The organism is Glycomyces tritici (genome assembly GCF_030403505.1).
In genome coordinates this window covers 937,053-955,190 of record NZ_JAUEMJ010000002.1, presented here as the reverse complement: position 1 = coordinate 955,190, position 18,138 = coordinate 937,053, and the positions used below count along the sequence as shown (strand labels likewise).

Here is an 18,138-nt window from a genome sequence, read left to right as displayed (position 1 = left end):
GACAGGTGAGGAGAACATGTCTACGACAGCTGACACGAGGGACGGATGTCACGGGCAGCCGATCATGAACAGCACTTCGAAGGAGACGCCATGTCCGCGATCATGAGACTGGAGTCCGCGATTCCTGCAATGGTGCAGTTTCGTGTTGCCGAGCCACGTGGGGTGCGTTGGGAGGTGCTGCGCGAGGAACTAGGGGTGGAGCTTCCCTCCGACTTCCGCGCTTTGGCGGAGGCTTATCCAGCGCTGGTGTTGGAGGATTTTCTTTACCTCGGATTGCCCAAGCCTGGGGAGGAGTCGTCTTTCGTCACGGCTCATCGGCGAGCCGCCGAGATCCTCGATGACTGGCGCAATGAGGGTTACGCCGCAGGGTATGTTCCGTTTCCTGAGCCTGGTGGACTATTGCGCTGGGCGTCGTCAAATGTAGGAGACTACTTTTTCTGGCGAACCTGGTCGGAGTCCCCCGACGACTGGTCGGTCGTGGTCTCGGGTGAGAACGGCGACTGGTCGGAGTATGCGATAGGCGTCGTTGATTTCCTTGCCGCGCTCTACCGCAAAGACTTCACGATTCCGGGCATGCCCAAGGGTTGGCCGGCCGATGACCCCGAGGTGGCAGCTGGCTGACCGCAACCCGGCTCTCAAGGTCTCCATCCAGCGCATGCTTGGACGAGTTCCCCAGACACCTTGTGGCCGATGGGCTGTGCGAGATCGCCGCGTCATGTTCTCTGTGTAGCAAGCGCGCTGGCGACCGTCTTGAAGTACATTTCCGCGTCAGTGCTCGTCTCGAAGTAGTACACACCGTCGCGTTCGTACCCGATGTCGACGGCGAAGATCCACTCGTTGAGGAGCCAGAGATCGTCGAACTGGTCGATACCAACGTCGGGACGATCATCGAAATCAAGGTAGTCGCGATTGAACATCAGCTCGGTTACTCGGCGCACCGCCGGCCTGAACCCAAGGTCGCCTGCGAGGTAGTCACGTGCTGCCTCCCCGGCCTTCCTGAAAACTGCTTCGGGAAGGGACCCGACATCGATCGAAAGCTCCTCGACCACCGTTGGCACAAGTTCACGGATCTCGTAGAGGGTGTCCCTTGATAGCCCCGCCAACTCTGCCAACGCCGGGGAGTCGATTCCGCGAGTCAACGCGTGAGCAGCAACCATGCTCAGGTCGAGGTTGGCATCGAGTTCGTAGAGGTAGTCCTCGATTGCACGGCGCAGAGTTTCCACCCTCCCATCCTCGCCGGGGAGGACCGGTGCCGCCACCGATTTCAGAGGTGATCAGCCTGTGTGAGATACCCCAGCGATGAGCCACCGTGAGACAGGCGCCGACCCCAGTTGACGCACGTCATCATTGTGCTTCAGCCAGTTCAGGAGAGAGGGAAACCTCTCGTCGGAAGCGACTGCGCGCAAGATCGTCAAGGTGCATTGGCCTCAATTGCGGATCGAAACCGCAGGGTCAGCCTATGCCGTGGATCTTCGACGATCTGGGATGAGCCTCGGACGTCGGCCGCCACTTGGTCGAGTACGCCATGCGGACTTGAGCCGGCTCAGGTCGCGACTTCAGCGGAGCACGGGCAGCGATCCGGCCGCCGTAGAGGCAGGTCGCACCGCCACTGGCCGACGCAGCCACGCATCCGAGCGCGAAGTACCGCAAAGGTTCGGGATCTTCCAACTGTTTGGTGTGGCGAGGCAGCCATTCCTGGGAACCATGCGCTTCCAGTGCACGAACCCCCACCCATGCAGCACTGACGCGCGCACCGAACTGGACCGCCGCCTCCGTGAGCGCATGCTTGTTCGCCTTGGAGCGGATGAGAGCATATCGCCGATCGTTCAAGTCCAGAACTATCTCGTCGAGGTCGGCAGCGACAGGCTGCACGATGACCTTCAATTCAGGAGGAAGTCTGGGGTGCGGAGCTACCGTCCACCCGGTGGTTCCGCGGGGGAGAAGGGTCAGAGCGCGCCGCGTTCAACAGCGCGAAGGAGGATGGCCTCCACCTTTTGTTTTGCCTCAAGCAGCTTCAGGGCCCCGCTTCATGCGAAGCGGGGCCCTGAACGGCGGAGAAGAGCGGCTACTACTTCCAGCTCTTCGCGTGCACGTGCTTGTCCCAGTCGTGGGCGTAGACGACCTCGGTCAGGTCGTCGCAGTGCTTGTCCTTGTAGAGCTTGACCTTGCTGTGGGAATTGTTGACGACCGAGCCGATCCGGTGGTCAGGCGCCTTGTGGCAGTGGTGGTCGTTGTTCCACTTCACCGACATGTCGCCGTGGAAGTGGGGCTTCTCCCAGAAGCAGACCGCGTGACGGGGGCAGTCGTGCGGACCGTCGTGGTGGTCGTGGCCCCAGCCGGCGGAGGCCGGCGCGGCGAGGGCGGCGGCCATGATGAAACCTGCGGCGACACTTGCCATGATGCGCTTGCGCATGATGTGGTGCTCCTTTCGAACCCGCCGAGACGGCGGGGCATCTGTCCGTTGAGCCGCTACTTGCGGTCATGAAAAACATACGGACAGTCACCATTTCTGGGATCGAGTTCACTCTTCCGGGGGCCGAGGACTCGGGATTCAGGCGTGGCGAGAGCGGATAGTGTCGGGTACCCGACAGTTCGGCCGGGCCGGAATGGCACGGGTGTGATGCCCGTCCTCGGCCGCGACCGGGACCGGGACCGGGACCACGTCAGTCTGGCACTCGCACCCCGTGACCTGCAGTTCGACCATCTCGTCGGCCTCATAGCGCGGGGTCGGCGCCGTCGCCGATGCAGAGGTCGCCGATGCCCCGCATGAGCTCGTAGGCGTCGGGGTCGGTGCGGATTCACCGCGTGGAAGGCCGCGGCCGGTGGGCTGGATGAGGCCGCCCGCCACCCACTGGGCGAGTGCAGGGCGCCGCCGGCGTCCGCGAGACCGGACCCGGCAACGGCACCATCACCCGGCCTGGATCAATTCAGCGAAGAACCGCGACGCCCTTCTCCGCGCCCTGGCGAAGCTGCGGGCCCGCCTGCCCGGGCCCCGCTAGGTCACTTCGAGGTTGGCCATCATGCCCATGTCCTCGTGCTCGGCGGTATGGCAGTGGAAGAGGTACCGGCCCTTGTAGCCGTCGAAGCGGGTGATGATCTCGGCGGACTCGCCCGGGCGCAGGGCGATCGTGTCCTTGAGGCCCGCGTCCTGGGGGAGTGGTCCACCGGTGCCGCGGGAGAGGACGCGGAAGCCGACGAGGTGGAGGTGGACGGGGTGGTGCACGTCGGCGATGAGGCGCCAGACCTCGATGTCGCCGAGGCGGGTCGTCACATCGGTGCGGTTCGGGTCGAACGGCAGTCCGTCGATGACCCAGCCGTGGCGGCCGTTCACGCGGCCGGCGCGGAACGCCATGTCGCGCACCGCGACCGCCTCCGAGCGGTCCCATTCCGGCAGGTCGTCGGCGAGCGTCTCGGGGATCGGGGTGCTCGTGCCCTCGCGGACCACGTGGAACTGCATGACGTCGGCGGTGCGGCCCGAACCGAGACGGTTCGCGAGGCGCACGTTCGCCCCGACCGGCAGGCCGCTGAAGTCGATGAGGAGGTCGTAGCGTTCGGCGGGCGCGATCGGCAGGCGCTCGTGGCGGACCGGGGCGGCCAGGAGGCCCTGGTCGGCGCCGATCTGGACGAGCGGCAGCCGCCGTCCGTCCTCAGTGGTGGCTTCGAGTTCGTAGTGCCTCGCATTGGAGGCGTTGAGGACCCGCAGTCGGTACAGCCCGGTGTCGACCTCGTGCACGGGCCAGGGCGCGCCGTTCACGAGGATCACGTCGCCGAGGACGCCCGCCGTGTAGGGCTCTTCGACGCCGATCTCGCCGGTCAGGGTCGGGTCGAGGGACGGGTAGGTGAGCTGCCCGTCCGCGTCGAAGGCGCGATCGGCGATCATCAGCGGGAGTTCGCGGTCGCCGCGGGGCAGGTCCAGGGCGTCTTCGACGTCGTCGCGCACGAAGTGGATTCCGGCGAGCCCGCGCCAGATCGCCGGGGCGGTGAAGTCCATGCGGTGGTCGTGGTACCAGAGCATGGTCGCGCGCTGGTCGAGCGGGAAGCCGTACTCGCGCTCCACATTGGTGACGACGGCGAGGTCGTCGGCCATGCCGTGGTGGTGCGAGGCGGTGTCGGTCCAGCCGTCGGGGAGGACGAGGTCGGTCGGGTAGCCGTCGGAGGCGGCCGGGGTGCGCCCGCCGTGGAGGTGCACCACGGTGGGCACCGGGAGTTCGTTGCGGTGCGCCACGGTGACATGCCGGCCGCGCCGGGATTCGATGGTGGGTCCGGGGAACGTGCCGTTGTACGTCCATAGTCGAGTCGAGTGGCCGGGGATGATCTCGGCTTCGGTCTCGGTCTGCACCATCTCGTACCGGTCGCCCTCAGCGGTGGACGCCACCGGCGCGAGGACCGCGGGGATCGGCAGCGGTACCGAGAACGCTTGTGGCAGCGGTACTTCGCTCACCAGTTGGTCCCCGGTGGCGGCGGGGCGGCGGGCCCATGCGGCCGAGAGGGCCAGTCCGCCGACTGCGACGGCGCCGAGACCGGTGCCGATGCCGAGCAGGCGGCGCCGCGAGACAGGGCGTTCGGGCAGCGCGGGTTCAGGCATCGGTCCGCGCCTCCTTCGAGCGGCGGGGCAGCGGGCGCAGCCATAGTGCCGCGAACGTGATGGCGATACCGGCGATGAGCGCCACGCCGAGAGGCAGGTGGAGCCAGAGCGCCCCGTCCACCCCCGCGAAGTACTGCACGGCGATGCCGAGGGTGAGCGCGAGCGTGGCCCAGAACGGCCAGGCCCGGCGCACCCGGACCCAGACCGCGACGGCCGCGCCGAGCTGCACGAGGCTGATGTAGGACACCAGGTCCGCCCCGACCACATGCCAGGCGAGCCCGTCGAAGTCGCCGCTCAGGTACACGCCGGCGAACGCGGGCTGGCCGAAGCCGCCGATGAGGAGGAGGGTCGCCGCCCCGCGCAGCACCCAGCCGCTGGCAGCAGTGCGCGCACGGGGCTCGGGCGGGGCGCCGGCCTTGGCGTCGTCGAGGGTCGCTTGTCGTTTCACGCGCTCGAAGATATGACCTCGCGGTTAAGTCGGCAAAGACCAATATCGCTATGGTGTTATAACGCCGATGGCATGAAAGGACGTCAATGGACCTGAACGCCCTGCACCAGTTCCTCGCAGTCGCACGTGAGGAGCACCTCAGCCGGGCCGCGGCGGAGCTCCGGGTCGCCCAGCCCGCGCTCAGCCGCACCATCGCCCGCTTGGAGGCCGAGCTCGGCGCGCCGCTGTTCGACCGCGCGGGTCGCCTGCGGCTCAACGCGACCGGCGCGGTCTTCCGCGACTACGTCGAACGCGCGCTCGGTGAGCTCGAGGCCGGTCGCCGCGCGGTCGCGGAGGTCGTGAGCGGCGGCCCAGGCAGCGTGCGGCTCGCGTCGGAGACGTTCCTGCCGCTCACCGGTCCGATCGCCGCGTTCACGGCCGCGCATCCCGAGGTGGAGGTGCGGCTGCACCAGATGGCGCCGCACGAGATGGAGCAGGCCCTGCGCGCCAACGAGGTCGACCTCTGCCTGGCGTCGCAGCCGGTGAGCGCCCCGCGCATCACGTCCGCGGTGGTGCACGTCGACCAGGTCTGGCTGGCCGCGCCGCAGGGCCACCGGCTCGCCGCCGAACCGCGGGTGACCATCGAGGACCTCGCGGCGGAACCGTTCGTGATCACCCGGCCCGGCCAGTGGCAGCGGCGCCTGCTCGACTGGCTCTTCGCCGACCGCAACCTGGAGCCGCGCATCGTGTGCGAGATCGACGAGCCCGCCGCCACGTACATGCTGGTCAGCGCCGGTCTGGGATTGAGCATCTTCCCGCAGATCGCCCGTTTCGCGATGCCCGAGCCGGGCGTGGCCTGGGTGGGCATCGACCACCCGCACTGCAACCGCACGCTCAGCCTGCACTGGGCGAGCGACGAACGGCTCCCGGCCGCGGCGCGCCTCATGCGCGCGCAGATCTCGGCATGGGACTGGGATCAGCGCCTCGCCGGGTAGGCGCTAGCCCTCGACCGCGGCGGCGACGCCGTCGAGGATGAGGTCCAGGCCGAAGTCGAAGTCGTCCTGGGCGGTATCAGGGCCGGTGTCCTCGAACGTCGCTGAGGCGAACAGCGCCGCCGCGTCCGGGAAGCGCTCGGCGGAGACCAGGGCCGCCATCGCGCGGCCGTAGGCCTGCTCGGCCGCCGCCTGATCCTCGCCCGTCTCGGAGCGCGAGGCCTCGAGTCCTTGCGTCAGTTGGGCGTTGCCGCGCACGTACTCGCCGACGAGCATGACCACGCCGACCTTCGCGCCCCAGTCGAGTCCGGTGGGCCGCAGCGTGCGCAGCCCGGCGTCGAACCATCCGATGAGGTTCGGGCCGCGCGGCGGCCCGGAGACGGGCGCCGTCGCGATCCACGGGTGTCGGGCGAGGAAGGCGCGCTGCTCGTACGCCCACAGCCGCAACCGCTCACGCCACGGTCCGGTGCCGTCCAATGAGGAGGGCACTGGCCCGGCTGCGGCGTCCTGCATGAGGGCCAGCAGCTCGTCCTTGGATCCGACGTGGCGGTAGAGCGACATCTTCGTGACGCCGAGGGACTCGGCGACCTTCGGCAGCGTCGCCGCCGCGAGGCCCTCGCGGTCGGCCAGCGCCACGGCTGCGTCCACGACCTGTCCGACGTCGAGTTTCGCGGGCCGCCCGAGGCGGGACTCCGTTGCGATCCGCCACAGTCTCGCCAGCTCATCCGGCACTGCCGCCTCGTCCATGCGCTGCGGTCACCTCCGCCCCTTCGTAGCCCCCCTTGCGGGAGCATCATTGCACATGTTATTAATATCTCTAGGATAGTATCCCAAGGATATTAATTGTTCGACCGAGAACCCCCGAAGGATCGACATGACCGCTCAGACCGCCCTCGCCGAACCGCGCATCCGCCGCGGCCCCGTGCGCCCCACCGAACGGGCCCTCGCGCCCGACCTCGCCCGCGGCGCGATGCTCCTGTTCATCGCGCTCGCCAACAGCGCCGGCTACTTCCTCGCCAGCGCACCCGGCGTCGAGACCGACCCGCACGGCTTCGAGCGCTTCTACAACTTCTTCATGGTCGAGTTCATCCACGCGCGGGCCTTCCCGCTGTTCGCGATCATGTTCGGCTACGGCCTCGTCCAGCTCGCCCGCCGCCAGGCGCAAGCGGGCGCGACCCCCGGCCAGGTGCGGCGGGTCCTGCTGCGGCGCAACGGATGGCTGTTCCTCTTCGGCATCGCCCACGGCGTGCTGCTCTACTCGGGCGACTTCCTCGGCGCGTACGGGCTCATCGGCGTGGTCTTCACGCTCCTGCTGCTGCAGCGCACGGACAAGGTCTACCGCTTCGCGCCCTGGTACCTCGCCGTCGGCGGCCTCTACGTCCTCGTCCTCGCCGCCATGCTGGCGACCGGCTTCCAGACCGGCGGCGCCGCGATCCCCGTGTCGCCGTTCCCCTCCGTCGAAGCGCCCTCGTACCTCGCCTCGATCGCCGAGCGCCTCGCCGAGTGGCCGGTGCACACCCTGACCCTGCTGCCGATGATCCTCATGGTCTGGGTCGGCGCCTGGGCGGGCCGCCGCCGCTTCCTCGAAGAGCCCGAGCGGCACCTGCCGCTGCTGCGCTGGACCGCGGTCGGCGGCCTCACGGTCGCCGTCGCCGCCGGGATGCCGATGGCGCTGCTCAGCGGCGGTTTCATCAACGCCGATGAGGGCACCGCCGCGTCGATGAAGCTCCTGTACGAGACCTCGGGCTTCTTCGGCGGCATCGGGTACGCGGCGATCTTCGGCCTCCTCGCCCACGTCCTCACCCGCAAGCCCGCCGGCACCCTGGTGACCGCGGTGAGCGCCCTGGGGCAGCGGTCGCTGAGCGGCTACCTGTTCCAGTCCGTGGCCTGGCTGGTCCTGGCGACGCCGTTCCTCCTCGGCCTGGACGACCGGGTCGGCAGCCCGCTCCTGGTCTCGCAGGTCAGCGCGCTCGCCGTCTGGGTGCTGACCGTGTGGGCCGCCTACCTGGCCCACCGCCGCGGCTACCGCGGCCCGGCAGAGACGCTGCTGCGGCGACTCACGTACGGCCGCAAGCGCTGAGTACCGCACCGCCCGGGGCCCGCCGCTCGGCGGGCCCCAGCGTGCGCCCGCCTAGAATCGAGCATTGACCGCGAACGCCAGAGAGACGAGGACCCCGCAGTGCCCGAGATGATGCGCGCCGTGACGCAGACCGCCCTCGGCGGACCGGAGGTGTTGGCGCTCAAGGAGGTCGAGCGGCCCGAGCCGTACTACGGCGAGATCCAGGTCCGCGTTCGCGCGGCCGGCGTCAACCCGGTCGACCCGGCGGCCCGCGAAATCGGGCTCTACATCGGACAGCCGCCGTTCATCCTCGGCTGGGACGTCTCCGGCGTCGTCGAGAAGGTCGGCATCGGCGTCACCCGCTTCAAGCCCGGCGACGAGGTCTTCGGGATGCCCCGCTTCCCCCACCAGGCCGGGACGCACGCCGAGTTCGTGACCGCCCCGAGCCGCCAGTTCGCTCGCAAGCCCGCCGCGCTCTCGCACCTGGAGGCCGCCGGGCTCCCGCTGTGCGGCCTCACCGCCTGGCAGGCCCTGGTGGACAATGCCGGTCTCGCGGCCGGCCAGTCCGTGCTCATCCACGCGGCCGCCGGCGGCATCGGCCACCTCGCCGTGCAGATCGCCAAGGCCCGCGGCGCCCATGTCATCGCCACCGCCAGCGCCGGCAAGCACGACTTCGTGCGCGCCCTCGGCGCCGACGAGGTCATCGACTACCGCGCGGTCGACTTCACCGAGGCCGTCGCGGACGTCGACGTGGCCCTCACGACCCTGGCCGGCGACTACGCCGCGCGCTCGGTGTCGGTGATCCGCGACGGCGGCGTGCTCGCCCAGCTCTACTACTCGCTGCGCGACGCCGAGTTCCCCGAGGCGGTCGCGCGCGGCATCCGCACCGACTTCATGCTCGTCGAACCCGACGAGATCGGCCTCAAGGCGCTCGCGGCCCTCGCCGACGAAGGCAAGCTCAAGGTCCATGTCTCCCAGACGTTCCCGCTCGAGGACTTCGTCAAGGCCCACGAGGCGATGGAGTCGGGCGGCGCGATCGGCAAGATCGTGCTCACCGTCGACTAGCCAGGGGCACCGCCGTATTCGGGCGCTGGCAGAATACGGCGGTGCCCATCTCCATCGCGCATCTCAAAGACCAGCTCTCCGCTTACCTGGTCCGCTGGCCTGAGGACTTCGAGGCCGTAGCGCCGATCCTCGCCCTCAACGGCTCGGAGGCGTTCGAGCGCTCGACCGTGCCCGGCCACGTCACGGCCTCGGCGATCCTCGTCAACCGCGCCGGCGAGGTCCTGCTCATCCACCACAAGAGCCTCGACCGCTGGCTCCAGCCGGGCGGCCACGTCGAACCGTCCGACGAGTCCCTGCCCCTGGCCGCGTTGCGGGAGGCGGTGGAGGAGACGGGGATCGATCCGGCGGCGCTCACGCTCGCCGACCCGGTCCCGATCCACATCGACGTGCACGCGATCCCCGCCAACCCGCGCAAAGCCGAAGGCGCCCACTGGCATTACGACATCCGCTACCGCTTCGACTGCGACGACCCCGAGCTCACCCCGCGGCTCGAAGAGGTCCACGCCGCCGAGTGGCGTCCCACCACCGACCTCGACAGCGAGGACCTGGCCGCTCGCCTCTACTAGGGTTGACGTCGCAATCCTGCCAGCAACCCGCTGCGCCGCCTGATGAGCTGGAACGCACGCACTTCCAGCCGCCAGGACAGGACGCAGCATCATGCACGCCACCGCCCCGACCCGCACGACGACCGAGCCGGCGGCCCGCCGCCGCACCCCGTGGGCCGCGGTGGTCGCGGTGGCGATGGGCATCTTCGCCATCGTCACCACCGAGATCCTGCCGATCGGCCTGCTGACCTCCATCGGCGCGAGCTTCGCGATCTCGGACGGCATGGCCGGGCTGATGATGACCATGCCGGGGCTCCTGGCCGCGGTCGCCGCCCCGCTGGTGACCGTCACGACGGCGCGCTTCGATCGGCGGGCGATGCTGTGCGTCCTCATCCTGCTGCTGGCGGTCGCCAACTTCGTCGCCGCTGCGGCCACGGACTACTGGCTGCTGCTCCTCTCCAGGGTGCTCGTCGGCGTGACCATCGGCGGCTTCTGGTCGATCGGGGCCGGCCTCGCCGGCCGGCTCGTGCCGCCCGCGTCGGTCGGCCGGGCGACGGCGGTGATCTTCTCCGCGGTGCCGCTCGGGTCGGTGCTCGGGGTCCCGGCGGGCACCTTCATCGGCGAGGCCGCGGGCTGGCGCACCGCGTTCGTCGTCATGGGCGCCTTGAGCACCGCAGTGCTCGCGGCGCTCATCCTCACCGTTCCGAAGCTGCCGCCCGTGCGGCCGACGCGCATGTCCGAGCTGGGGGGCCTGCTTCGCGGCACCGGTACGCGATACGCGCTGGTGCTGACGTTCCTCATCGTGGTCGCGCACTTCGGCGCCTACACGTACGTCACGCCGTTCCTAGAGGACGTGACCGGGGCGGGTCCGGCCACCGTCACCGCGGTCCTGCTCGTCTACGGCGCGGCCGGGATGCTCGGCAACTTCCTGTGCGGCGCCGTCGTGTCCCGGTATCCGCGGGTCGTGTTCGCGGCCGTGGCGGCCGCGATCGCGGCGAGCACGCTGCTGCTGCCCGTATTCGGCCGCGACCTGCCCGGAGCGATCGTGCTCCTCACGCTCTGGGGCGTCGCGTACGGCGGCGTGCCGGTCTGCTCGCAGACCTGGTTCGCCAAGGCCGCTCCGCAGTCCATTGAGGCCTCGTCGGTGCTGTTCACGGCGTCGTTCCAGGCCACCATCGCCATCGGGGCGCTCGCCGGAGGGTTCGTCGTCGACCGCTCCTCGCCTGCGACGATCATGGCGCTCGGCGGCGGCGTCGCCGTGCTCGCGGCCCTGGTCGTCTACGCGCACGGAGCGAAGCGCGCGGCCTGGCCCGAACCGAGGCGGTGACCGCGCGGCCGGTCGGCTCCCCTGCGCAGGCGAGCCGACCGTCGCAACAGGTCAGACCGCGTCGCGGTTCCAGGTCCAGGCGTAGTCGCTGTCCTCCACGTCGAGCGCGGGTTCGCAGAGCTCGAGGGGTCGGAAGGTGTCGACCATGACGGCGAGCTCGTCGAAGTGGTCGGCGCCGATGGAGCGCTCGGCGGCCCCCGGCTGCGGGCCGTGCGTGAAACCCGAGGGGTGCAGGGAGATCGAGCCCTGCTCGATGCCGGAGCCGCGGCGGGCCTCGTAGTTGCCGCCGCAGTAGAACATCACCTCGTCGGAGTCCACATTGTGGTGGTTGTACGGCACCGGGATCGCGTCCGGGTGGTAGTCCACTTTGCGCGGCACGAAGTTGCAGATGACGAAGTTCGGGCCCTGGAAGACCTGGTGCGCGGGCGGCGGCTGGTGGATGCGGCCGGTGATCGGCTCGAAGTCGTGGATCGAGAACACCCACGGGTAGAGGCACCCGTCCCAGCCGACGACGTCGAACGGGTGGTGGGCGTACGTGAACTTGGTCCAGAGCGTCGCGCTGCCGCGGCCCCGGTGCTGGACGTACACGTCCACGTCCTCCCCGTCCACGAGGAGGGGCTCCTCGGGGCTGCGCAGGTCGCGCTCGCAGTACGGGCTGTGCTCCAGGAACTGGCCCCGCACCGAGAGGTAGCGCTTCGGCGGGGTGATGTGGCCCGTCGACTCGACCACCAGGGTGCGGAGGGCCTCGGGGCCCTTCGGCACGACCCGGTAGATCGTCGACATGGGCATGATCAGGTAGTCGCCCTGGCCGATGTCGATCGCCCCGAAGGAGGTCTCGACGCGCGCCTCGCCGGACTCGACGTAGATGCACTCGTCGCCGATCGCGTTGCGGTACAACGGTGAAGGCTTGTCGGCCACCGCGTACGAGATGCGGCAGTCCGCATTGGACAAGAGGTGGTTGCGGCCGAAGATCGCGTCGCCCGATCCGCCGTTGAGCTTGTGGGTGCGGAAGTGGCGGGGCTTGAGGGGGTGATTCGCGACCGGCTCGGCCCGCTCGGGCCGGTGCTCGGTGCTGGAGGAGATCGCGGTCGGCCGGAAGCGGTGGTAGAGGAGCGAGGAGTCCGAGGAGAAGCCCTCCTGGCCCATCAGCTCCTCGGCGTACAGGCTCCCGTCGTCCTGGCGGAACTGCGTGTGTCGCTTGTCGGGGATCTGCCCGACGGAACGGTAGAACGGCACGTCGACTCCTTTGTCGTGCGCGTGCGGGCGAGGGTGACGCCCGCCCCGCGGCGGTTATGCCCTGAGGATAACCTTCCGGCCGTTCGATTTCGAGAGGTCCGCGCGCACCCGCGCGCGGACCGGGCCCATTCGCGCACCGGCTGCGCGGAGCGCTGGACCCGGGCCGCGCGCACCGCCTAGGCTCTGCACCATGGTTGGACCGATACCCGCGATGCTGCGGGGCCTGATCGACGACGCGGCGCTCTTCCCACCAGGAAACGCGCCCATGCAAGCGGCCGTCCCCGCCCACCGCGGGTACCGCCAGTCCTGGTACGAGGCCATGGTCGGACCGCTGCTGGTACCCCAGTCGCGCCTCGCCGAACTCGGCCGCGAACTCAACCCCGGGCGGGGCGAGATGCGCATCGGCGTCATCGTCGACGGCGACCTCGAACAGGTCACCGGCGACGTCGCCGCACTCCCGCCCCAGGTCACCGTCGTGCACTACGAGTCCCGGCACGCCCTCGACCACCTCATGGCGTTCGCGCCCTCCTGGGGCGAGCCGGTCTTCGCCGAGCTGCCGTTCGGCGACGACGCCCTCGACGCCGTGCGGTCCACCGGGTTCACCCCGAAGTTCCGCACCGGCGGCCTCGCCGCCGAGTTCTTCCCAGCGCCCGAGACCCTCGCCGCCGCCATCAGCGGCTGCCGCCTGCGCGGACTCCGGTTCAAGCTCACCGCCGGACTCCACCAGGCCGTGCGCCACCGCGACCCCGCCACCGGGTTCGACCACCACGGATTCCTCAACGTCCTGGTCGCCGCCGCCGACGCATTCGAGGGCGCCCGCACCGACGACCTCACCGCGACGCTCGCCAGCACCGACGCCGCCGACCTCGCCGCCCGCGCCCGCCGCGTCCTCGACCGCCCCCGCGCCCTGTGGACCGGGTACGGCTCCTGCAGCATCGACGAACCGCTCCACGACCTCACCGAACTCGACCTCTTGCACCGAGGGGACCGCGCATGACCGCCACCAGCTGGGTCGAAGGGGCCGACGCGGGCCCGTTCGGCCTCGACCACCTCCCGTACGGCGTCTTCTCCACCACGAAGGACCCCGCCGCGCGCATCGGCGTGCGCATCGGCGACCAGGTGCTCGACCTGCGCGGACTCGCCACCGGGACGTTCTTCCTGCCCTGGATCCGGCCCGCGTTCCACGAGCACGACCTCAACGGCTTCATGGCCATGGGCCCGCCCGCGTGGCGCCTCGTGCGCCACCAGCTCACCGAGCTCCTGAGCGACCGCCGCTACCAGGACCAGTCCGCGACCCTCCTCACCCCGGTCGCCAAGGCGCACATGCACCTGCCGTTCGCGGTAGCGGACTATGTGGACTTCTACGCCTCCGAGGACCACGCCACGAACCTCGGCCGGCTCTTCCGACCCGACTCGGAGCCCTTGCTGCCCAACTGGAAGCACCTCCCGGTCGGCTACCACGGCCGCGCCGGCACCGTCGTCCCCTCGGGCACCCCGATCGTGCGGCCGTGCGGCCAGCGCAGATCCAAGGACGCCGCCATCGAGTTCGGGCCGAGCGCGCGCCTCGACATCGAGACCGAGGTCGGCTTCGTCGTCGGCGTCGGCTCCGACCTCGGCACCCCGGTCGGCGCGGACGACTTCGCCGAGCACGTGTTCGGCGCGGTCCTCGTCAACGACTGGTCCGCGCGCGACATCCAGGCCTGGGAGTACGTCCCGCTCGGGCCGTTCCTCGGCAAGTCCTTCGCCACCTCGATCGGGCACTGGGTGACCCCGCTCGACGCGCTGGCCGGGGCGAAGACGGCCGCGCCCGTCCAGGACCCGGCCCCGCTCGCCTACCTGCAGGAGGCCGAGCGGTTCGGCTACGACCTCCAGATGTCGGTGCGCTGGAACGGGACCGAGGTCTCGCGGCCGCCGTTCGCGGGCATGTACTGGACCCCGGCGCAGATGCTCGCGCACATGACGGTGAACGGCGCCTCACTGCGCACCGGCGACCTGTTCGCCTCCGGCACGGTCTCCGGGCCGGAGGCCGGTCAGCGCGGCTCGTTCCTGGAGCTGACCTGGGGCGGAAAGGAGCCGGTCACGGTCGGCGAGAGCGAGGACCGGCAGTTCCTCGAAGACGGCGACACGGTCGTCATCAGCGCGACCGCGCGCGGCGTGAACGGCGGCGAGATCGGCCTGGGCGAGGTGAGCGGGACGATCGTGCCTGCGAAATCGTGAGGCCCCGCGAATGGCCATCCACGAGCCCCCACCCTCCCAAGAGGGGAAGGAAGGCTCACGGCGAGTCTCGCGGGCGGGTCCGACAGGAATCGGACCGGAAACGGCTTGCCCGCCAGAATGTCACTCTTTCGAGTAAGCCGGTCCGGTCGGTCGCGCGGCGTTCTGGCGGGCCGGTTCGTTCGCGGCCTGCTTGACGAGCGGGAGGGTCCGGTACGGGATCTGCTCGGCCAGGGCGATCACGGTCGTGGCGCGCTGGACCCCTTCGCTCGCCAGCACGCGGTCGATCACGCCCTGCAGCTCGGCGTTGGTGCGTGCCACGATCCGGCACAGCATGTCGCCCTGGCCCGTGACCGTATGCGCCTCGAGGACTTCGGGGATCTTCCCGAGCCGCTGCGCCATGTGCTCGTGCCCGACCGCCTGCCGCAGCTCCAGCGTCACGAACGCCGTCACCGGATAGCCGAGGGCCGCGGGCTCGACCCGCGGCCCGAAGTCGCGGACCACCGCTCGCTGCGTCAGCTTGTCGAGCCGCGCCTGCACCGTCCCGCGCGCCACCCCGAGCCGCCGCGAGCACTCCAGCACGCCGATGCGCGGTTCGGCCTCGAGGAGTTCGATGAGCCTGGCATCGAGTGCATCGATTCCCGCTTCTGTGGTCATATTGACCAGTGTAAGCGCGCTCTTATTGATACATCTGCACAAGATGACCAATATTTTGACGACTGCTTGCCCTGTCCCAGAATCTGAACAATGATCAAGACGACCGCCCGCCCCGGCAACGCTCGCGAGCCGGAAATGAACTCTGAGGACGAGGAGGCCGCCATGGTCGACACTGCCAACCGCCCCAGTGATGCCGATCTTGTCGGCGCCGTAGCGCACGACATCCGCGAAGACGCCTTCCCGATCAAGGGCTGGGACCACGTCCGCTACTACGTCGGCAACGCCCGCCAGGCCGCCCACTACTACTCCACCGCCTTCGGCATGACCCTGTTCGCCTACCGCGGCCCCGAGCAGGGCTACCGCGACCACGCCGAGTTCGCGCTCAAGTCCGGCGGCGTCGTCTTCGTCCTCGCCGGCGGCATCACCGCCGACGCCGAGGCGACGAGGCACTACGCGGCCCACGGCGACGGCGTCATCGAAGTCGCGCTCGAAGTGCCCGATGTGGACGCCAACTACAAGCACGCGATCGAGCAGGGCGCCATCGCGATCGAGGAGCCGCACGACCTCACGGACGAGCACGGCACCGTCCGCCGCGCCGTCATCGGCACCTACGGCGAGACCCGGAACGTCCTCATCGACCGGTCGAACTACGAGGGCCCGTTCCTGCCCGGCTTCGTCGCCGCCGAGCCCATGGTCGCGCCGCCGAAGAAGCGCTTCTTCCAGGCCATCGACCACGTGGTCGGCAACGTCGAGCTCGGCAAGATGCGCGAATGGGTCCGCTACTACGAGCGGGTCATGGGCTTCACCAACATCGTCGAGTTCGTCGACGACGCGATCGCCACCGAGTACTCGGCGCTGATGAGCAAGGTCGTCGCCAACGGCAGCCGCAAGATCAAGTTCCCGATCAACGAGCCCGCCGAAGGCAAGAAGAAGTCGCAGATCGACGAGTACCTGGAGTTCTACGGCGGCCCCGGCGTCCAGCACATCGCGCTCGCCACCAGCGACATCCTCGCCGCCGTCGACGCCATGCGCGAGCGCGGCGTCGAGTTCCTGGAGGCCCCTGACGCCTACTACGAGGACCCTGAGCTGCGCGAACGCATCGGCGAGGTGCGGGTGCCGATCGAGGAGCTGCAGGCGCGGCGCGTCCTGGTGGACCGGGACGAGGACGGCTATATGCTCCAGATCTTCACCAAGCCGCAACAGGATCGGCCGACAATGTTCTACGAGATCATTGAACGGCACGGCTCGCTCAGCTTCGGCAAGGGCAACTTCAAGGCCCTGTTCGAGGCCTTGGAGAAGGAGCAGGCCAAGCGCGGCAACCTCTGATGGCGGCCGCACGATCGGGGAGCGGACACATGCACGCACCACACGGCCCTGACCTGCACTGCAAGACGTGGCAGGCCGAGGCGGCGTACCGGATGCTCCAGAACAACCTCGACCCCGCGGTGGCCGAGCGCCCTGAGGACCTGGTGGTCTACGGCGGCACCGGGAAGGCCGCGCGCAGCCGCGACGACCTGAAGGCGATCCTGCGGACCCTCCTCACCCTGGAGGCGGACGAGACGCTGCTGGTGCAGAGCGGCCGCGCGGTCGGCGTCATGCGCACCCACGAGTGGGCGCCGCGCGTGCTCATCGCGAACTCGAACCTGGTGCCCGACTGGGCCACTTGGCCCGAGTTCCGGCGCCTTGAGTCGCTCGGCCTGACCATGTACGGGCAGATGACGGCCGGGTCGTGGATCTACATCGGCACGCAGGGCATCCTGCAGGGCACCTACGAGACGTTCGCGGCCGTCGCAGAGAGGCGCTTCGCCGGAAGTCTCAAAGGGACGCTCACGCTGACGGCCGGCTGCGGCGGCATGGGCGGGGCGCAGCCGCTCGCGGTCACGATGAACGGCGGCGTGTGCCTGATCGTCGAGGTCGACCCCGAGCGCCTGGAGCGGCGCGTGCGGACCCGCTACCTCGACACGGTCGCCGCCGACCTGGACGATGCGATCGCGCAGGCCATGGCCGCCAAGCGCAATGGCGAGGCGACGTCGATCGGCGTGGTCGGCAACGCCGCCGAGGTCTTCCCCGAGCTCCTGCGGCGCGGGGTCGAGATCGACATCGTCACCGACCAGACCTCCGCGCACGACCCTCTGTCCTATGTGCCCGCCGGGGTGGACTACACCGAGGCGGCCGAACTCGCGCGGGCCGACGCGGAAGGCTTCACCGAGCAGGCCCGGGCCTCCATGGCCCAGCACGTGGAGGCCATGGTCGGCTTCCTCGACGCGGGCGCCGAGGTCTTCGACTACGGCAACTCGATCCGCGGCGAAGCCCTCGAAGGCGGCTTCAAGCGCGCCTTCGCGTTCCCCGGGTTCGTGCCCGCCTACATCCGGCCGCTGTTCTGCGAAGGCAAGGGCCCCTTCCGGTGGGCCGCGCTCTCGGGCGACCCGGCCGACATCGCGGCGACCGACCAGGCCGTGCTCGACCTGTTCCCGGAGAACCGCAGCCTGCACCGCTGGATCTCGCTGGCCCGCGAGCGGGTCGCGTTCCAGGGCCTGCCGGCCCGGATCTGCTGGCTCGGGCACGGGGAGCGGGACGTCGCGGGCGTGCGCTTCAATGAGATGGTCGCCGACGGCACCCTGAAGGCCCCCATCGTGATCGGCCGGGACCACCTCGACTGCGGCTCGGTCGCCAGCCCTTACCGTGAGACCGAGGGCATGAAGGACGGGTCGGACGCGATCGCGGACTGGCCCCTGCTCAACGCCCTCGTCAACACCGCGTCGGGCGCGAGCTGGGTGTCGATCCACCACGGCGGAGGCGTCGGCATCGGCCGGTCCCTCCACGCCGGGCAGGTCACGGTCGCGGACGGTACGCCGCTCGCGGCCGAGAAGCTCGCGCGGGTGCTCGCCAACGACCCGGCCATGGGCGTCATCCGCCACGTGGACGCCGGATACGAGGAGGCCGAGCGGGTTGCGCAGGACCACGGTGTCCGCGTGCCCGCCAAGGAGTCCTGAGGCCCATCCGCGCTGCCGCGCTGCAACTGTGAACGGGG

General features: G+C 69.8%; 18 protein-coding genes and 1 pseudogene. 10 read left to right on the top strand and 9 right to left on the bottom strand.

All coding sequences use genetic code 11. The features are described from left to right. Positions 1-90: 90 nt before the first annotated feature. Positions 91-621, top strand: a complete 531-nt coding sequence (locus tag QWI33_RS09660; RefSeq protein WP_289957038.1) for an SMI1/KNR4 family protein — start codon at positions 91-93, stop codon at positions 619-621. 92 nt (positions 622-713) lie between these two features. Here QWI33_RS09660 and QWI33_RS09655 read toward each other — a convergent pair whose 3' ends face one another. The 6 genes and pseudogenes from QWI33_RS09655 to QWI33_RS09635 form a co-directional block, all read right to left on the bottom strand. Next, positions 714-1,223, bottom strand: a complete 510-nt coding sequence (locus tag QWI33_RS09655) for a hypothetical protein (protein WP_289957037.1) — start codon at positions 1,221-1,223, stop codon at positions 714-716. A 229-nt stretch (positions 1,224-1,452) separates the two neighbouring features. Then, entirely contained in the window at positions 1,453-1,884 is a 432-nt protein-coding gene (locus QWI33_RS09650; protein ID WP_289957036.1) for a hypothetical protein, read from the bottom strand. Positions 1,885-2,068: 184 nt separating this feature from the next. Continuing rightward, entirely contained in the window at positions 2,069-2,413 is a 345-nt protein-coding gene (locus tag QWI33_RS09645) for a peptidase inhibitor family I36 protein (RefSeq protein ID WP_289957035.1), read from the bottom strand. Positions 2,414-2,551: 138 nt separating this feature from the next. Further along, a pseudogene (locus tag QWI33_RS29340) lies at positions 2,552-2,798 on the bottom strand (hypothetical protein); the annotation flags it as partial. Between the two features lie 197 nt (positions 2,799-2,995). Next, positions 2,996-4,585 (bottom strand): multicopper oxidase family protein, encoded by a 1,590-nt coding sequence (locus QWI33_RS09640; RefSeq protein ID WP_289957034.1) that lies wholly within the window; start codon positions 4,583-4,585, stop codon positions 2,996-2,998. Next, positions 4,578-5,033: a hypothetical protein gene (locus QWI33_RS09635; RefSeq protein WP_289957033.1), complete on the bottom strand. Its 456-nt coding sequence runs from the start codon at positions 5,031-5,033 to the stop codon at positions 4,578-4,580. The genes QWI33_RS09640 and QWI33_RS09635 overlap by 8 nt, the downstream gene beginning before the upstream one ends. An 86-nt stretch (positions 5,034-5,119) precedes the next feature. Here QWI33_RS09635 and QWI33_RS09630 point away from each other — a divergent pair, with 86 nt between their 5' ends. After that, entirely contained in the window at positions 5,120-6,007 is an 888-nt protein-coding gene (locus QWI33_RS09630) for a LysR family transcriptional regulator (protein WP_289957032.1), read from the top strand. 3 nt (positions 6,008-6,010) lie between these two features. On the opposite strand, the gene QWI33_RS09625 is transcribed toward QWI33_RS09630, so the two are convergent. Next, positions 6,011-6,751: a TetR/AcrR family transcriptional regulator gene (locus tag QWI33_RS09625; RefSeq protein ID WP_289957031.1), complete on the bottom strand. Its 741-nt coding sequence runs from the start codon at positions 6,749-6,751 to the stop codon at positions 6,011-6,013. A 127-nt stretch (positions 6,752-6,878) separates the two neighbouring features. On the opposite strand from QWI33_RS09625, the gene QWI33_RS09620 reads away from it, so the two are divergent. The 4 genes from QWI33_RS09620 to QWI33_RS09605 all read left to right on the top strand — a co-directional run bounded on the left by QWI33_RS09620 (position 6,879) and on the right by QWI33_RS09605 (position 11,000). After that, positions 6,879-8,084: a DUF418 domain-containing protein gene (locus QWI33_RS09620; protein ID WP_289957030.1), complete on the top strand. Its 1,206-nt coding sequence runs from the start codon at positions 6,879-6,881 to the stop codon at positions 8,082-8,084. Between the two features lie 108 nt (positions 8,085-8,192). After that, positions 8,193-9,128 carry an NADP-dependent oxidoreductase gene (locus QWI33_RS09615; protein ID WP_289957208.1) on the top strand — a complete coding sequence of 312 codons (936 nt, stop codon included), beginning with the start codon at positions 8,193-8,195 and terminating at the stop codon, positions 9,126-9,128. Positions 9,129-9,169: 41 nt separating this feature from the next. After that, the gene (locus tag QWI33_RS09610) at positions 9,170-9,694 is read left to right on the top strand and encodes an NUDIX hydrolase (RefSeq protein ID WP_289957029.1); all 525 of its coding nucleotides are present in this window, start codon (positions 9,170-9,172) and stop codon (positions 9,692-9,694) included. Positions 9,695-9,785: 91 nt separating this feature from the next. Beyond that, on the top strand, positions 9,786-11,000 hold the full coding sequence (locus QWI33_RS09605; RefSeq protein ID WP_289957028.1) for an MFS transporter: 1,215 nt from the start codon (positions 9,786-9,788) through the stop codon (positions 10,998-11,000). Between the two features lie 51 nt (positions 11,001-11,051). Here QWI33_RS09605 and QWI33_RS09600 read toward each other — a convergent pair whose 3' ends face one another. Beyond that, entirely contained in the window at positions 11,052-12,236 is a 1,185-nt protein-coding gene (locus tag QWI33_RS09600; protein ID WP_289957027.1) for a homogentisate 1,2-dioxygenase, read from the bottom strand. Between the two features lie 190 nt (positions 12,237-12,426). Between QWI33_RS09600 and QWI33_RS09595 the strand changes: the two genes are divergently transcribed. Both QWI33_RS09595 and fahA read left to right on the top strand, forming a co-directional pair. After that, the gene (locus QWI33_RS09595; protein WP_289957026.1) at positions 12,427-13,233 is read left to right on the top strand and encodes a hypothetical protein; all 807 of its coding nucleotides are present in this window, start codon (positions 12,427-12,429) and stop codon (positions 13,231-13,233) included. Next, positions 13,230-14,453, top strand: a complete 1,224-nt coding sequence (gene fahA, locus QWI33_RS09590) for a fumarylacetoacetase (protein ID WP_289957025.1) — start codon at positions 13,230-13,232, stop codon at positions 14,451-14,453. The genes QWI33_RS09595 and fahA overlap by 4 nt, the downstream gene beginning before the upstream one ends. Before the next feature lie 120 nt (positions 14,454-14,573). Here the strand turns inward: fahA and QWI33_RS09585 are convergent, their stop codons facing one another. Beyond that, a complete protein-coding gene (locus QWI33_RS09585; protein WP_289957024.1) occupies positions 14,574-15,107 on the bottom strand; it encodes an Lrp/AsnC family transcriptional regulator in 534 nt (177 codons plus the stop codon). Positions 15,108-15,269: 162 nt separating this feature from the next. Here QWI33_RS09585 and hppD point away from each other — a divergent pair, with 162 nt between their 5' ends. Both hppD and hutU read left to right on the top strand, forming a co-directional pair. Next, positions 15,270-16,433 carry a 4-hydroxyphenylpyruvate dioxygenase gene (hppD, locus tag QWI33_RS09580; RefSeq protein WP_353895444.1) on the top strand — a complete coding sequence of 388 codons (1,164 nt, stop codon included), beginning with the start codon at positions 15,270-15,272 and terminating at the stop codon, positions 16,431-16,433. A 29-nt stretch (positions 16,434-16,462) separates the two neighbouring features. Further along, a complete protein-coding gene (gene hutU, locus QWI33_RS09575) occupies positions 16,463-18,100 on the top strand; it encodes a urocanate hydratase (protein WP_353895413.1) in 1,638 nt (545 codons plus the stop codon). The last annotated feature ends 38 nt before the right edge of the window (positions 18,101-18,138 follow it).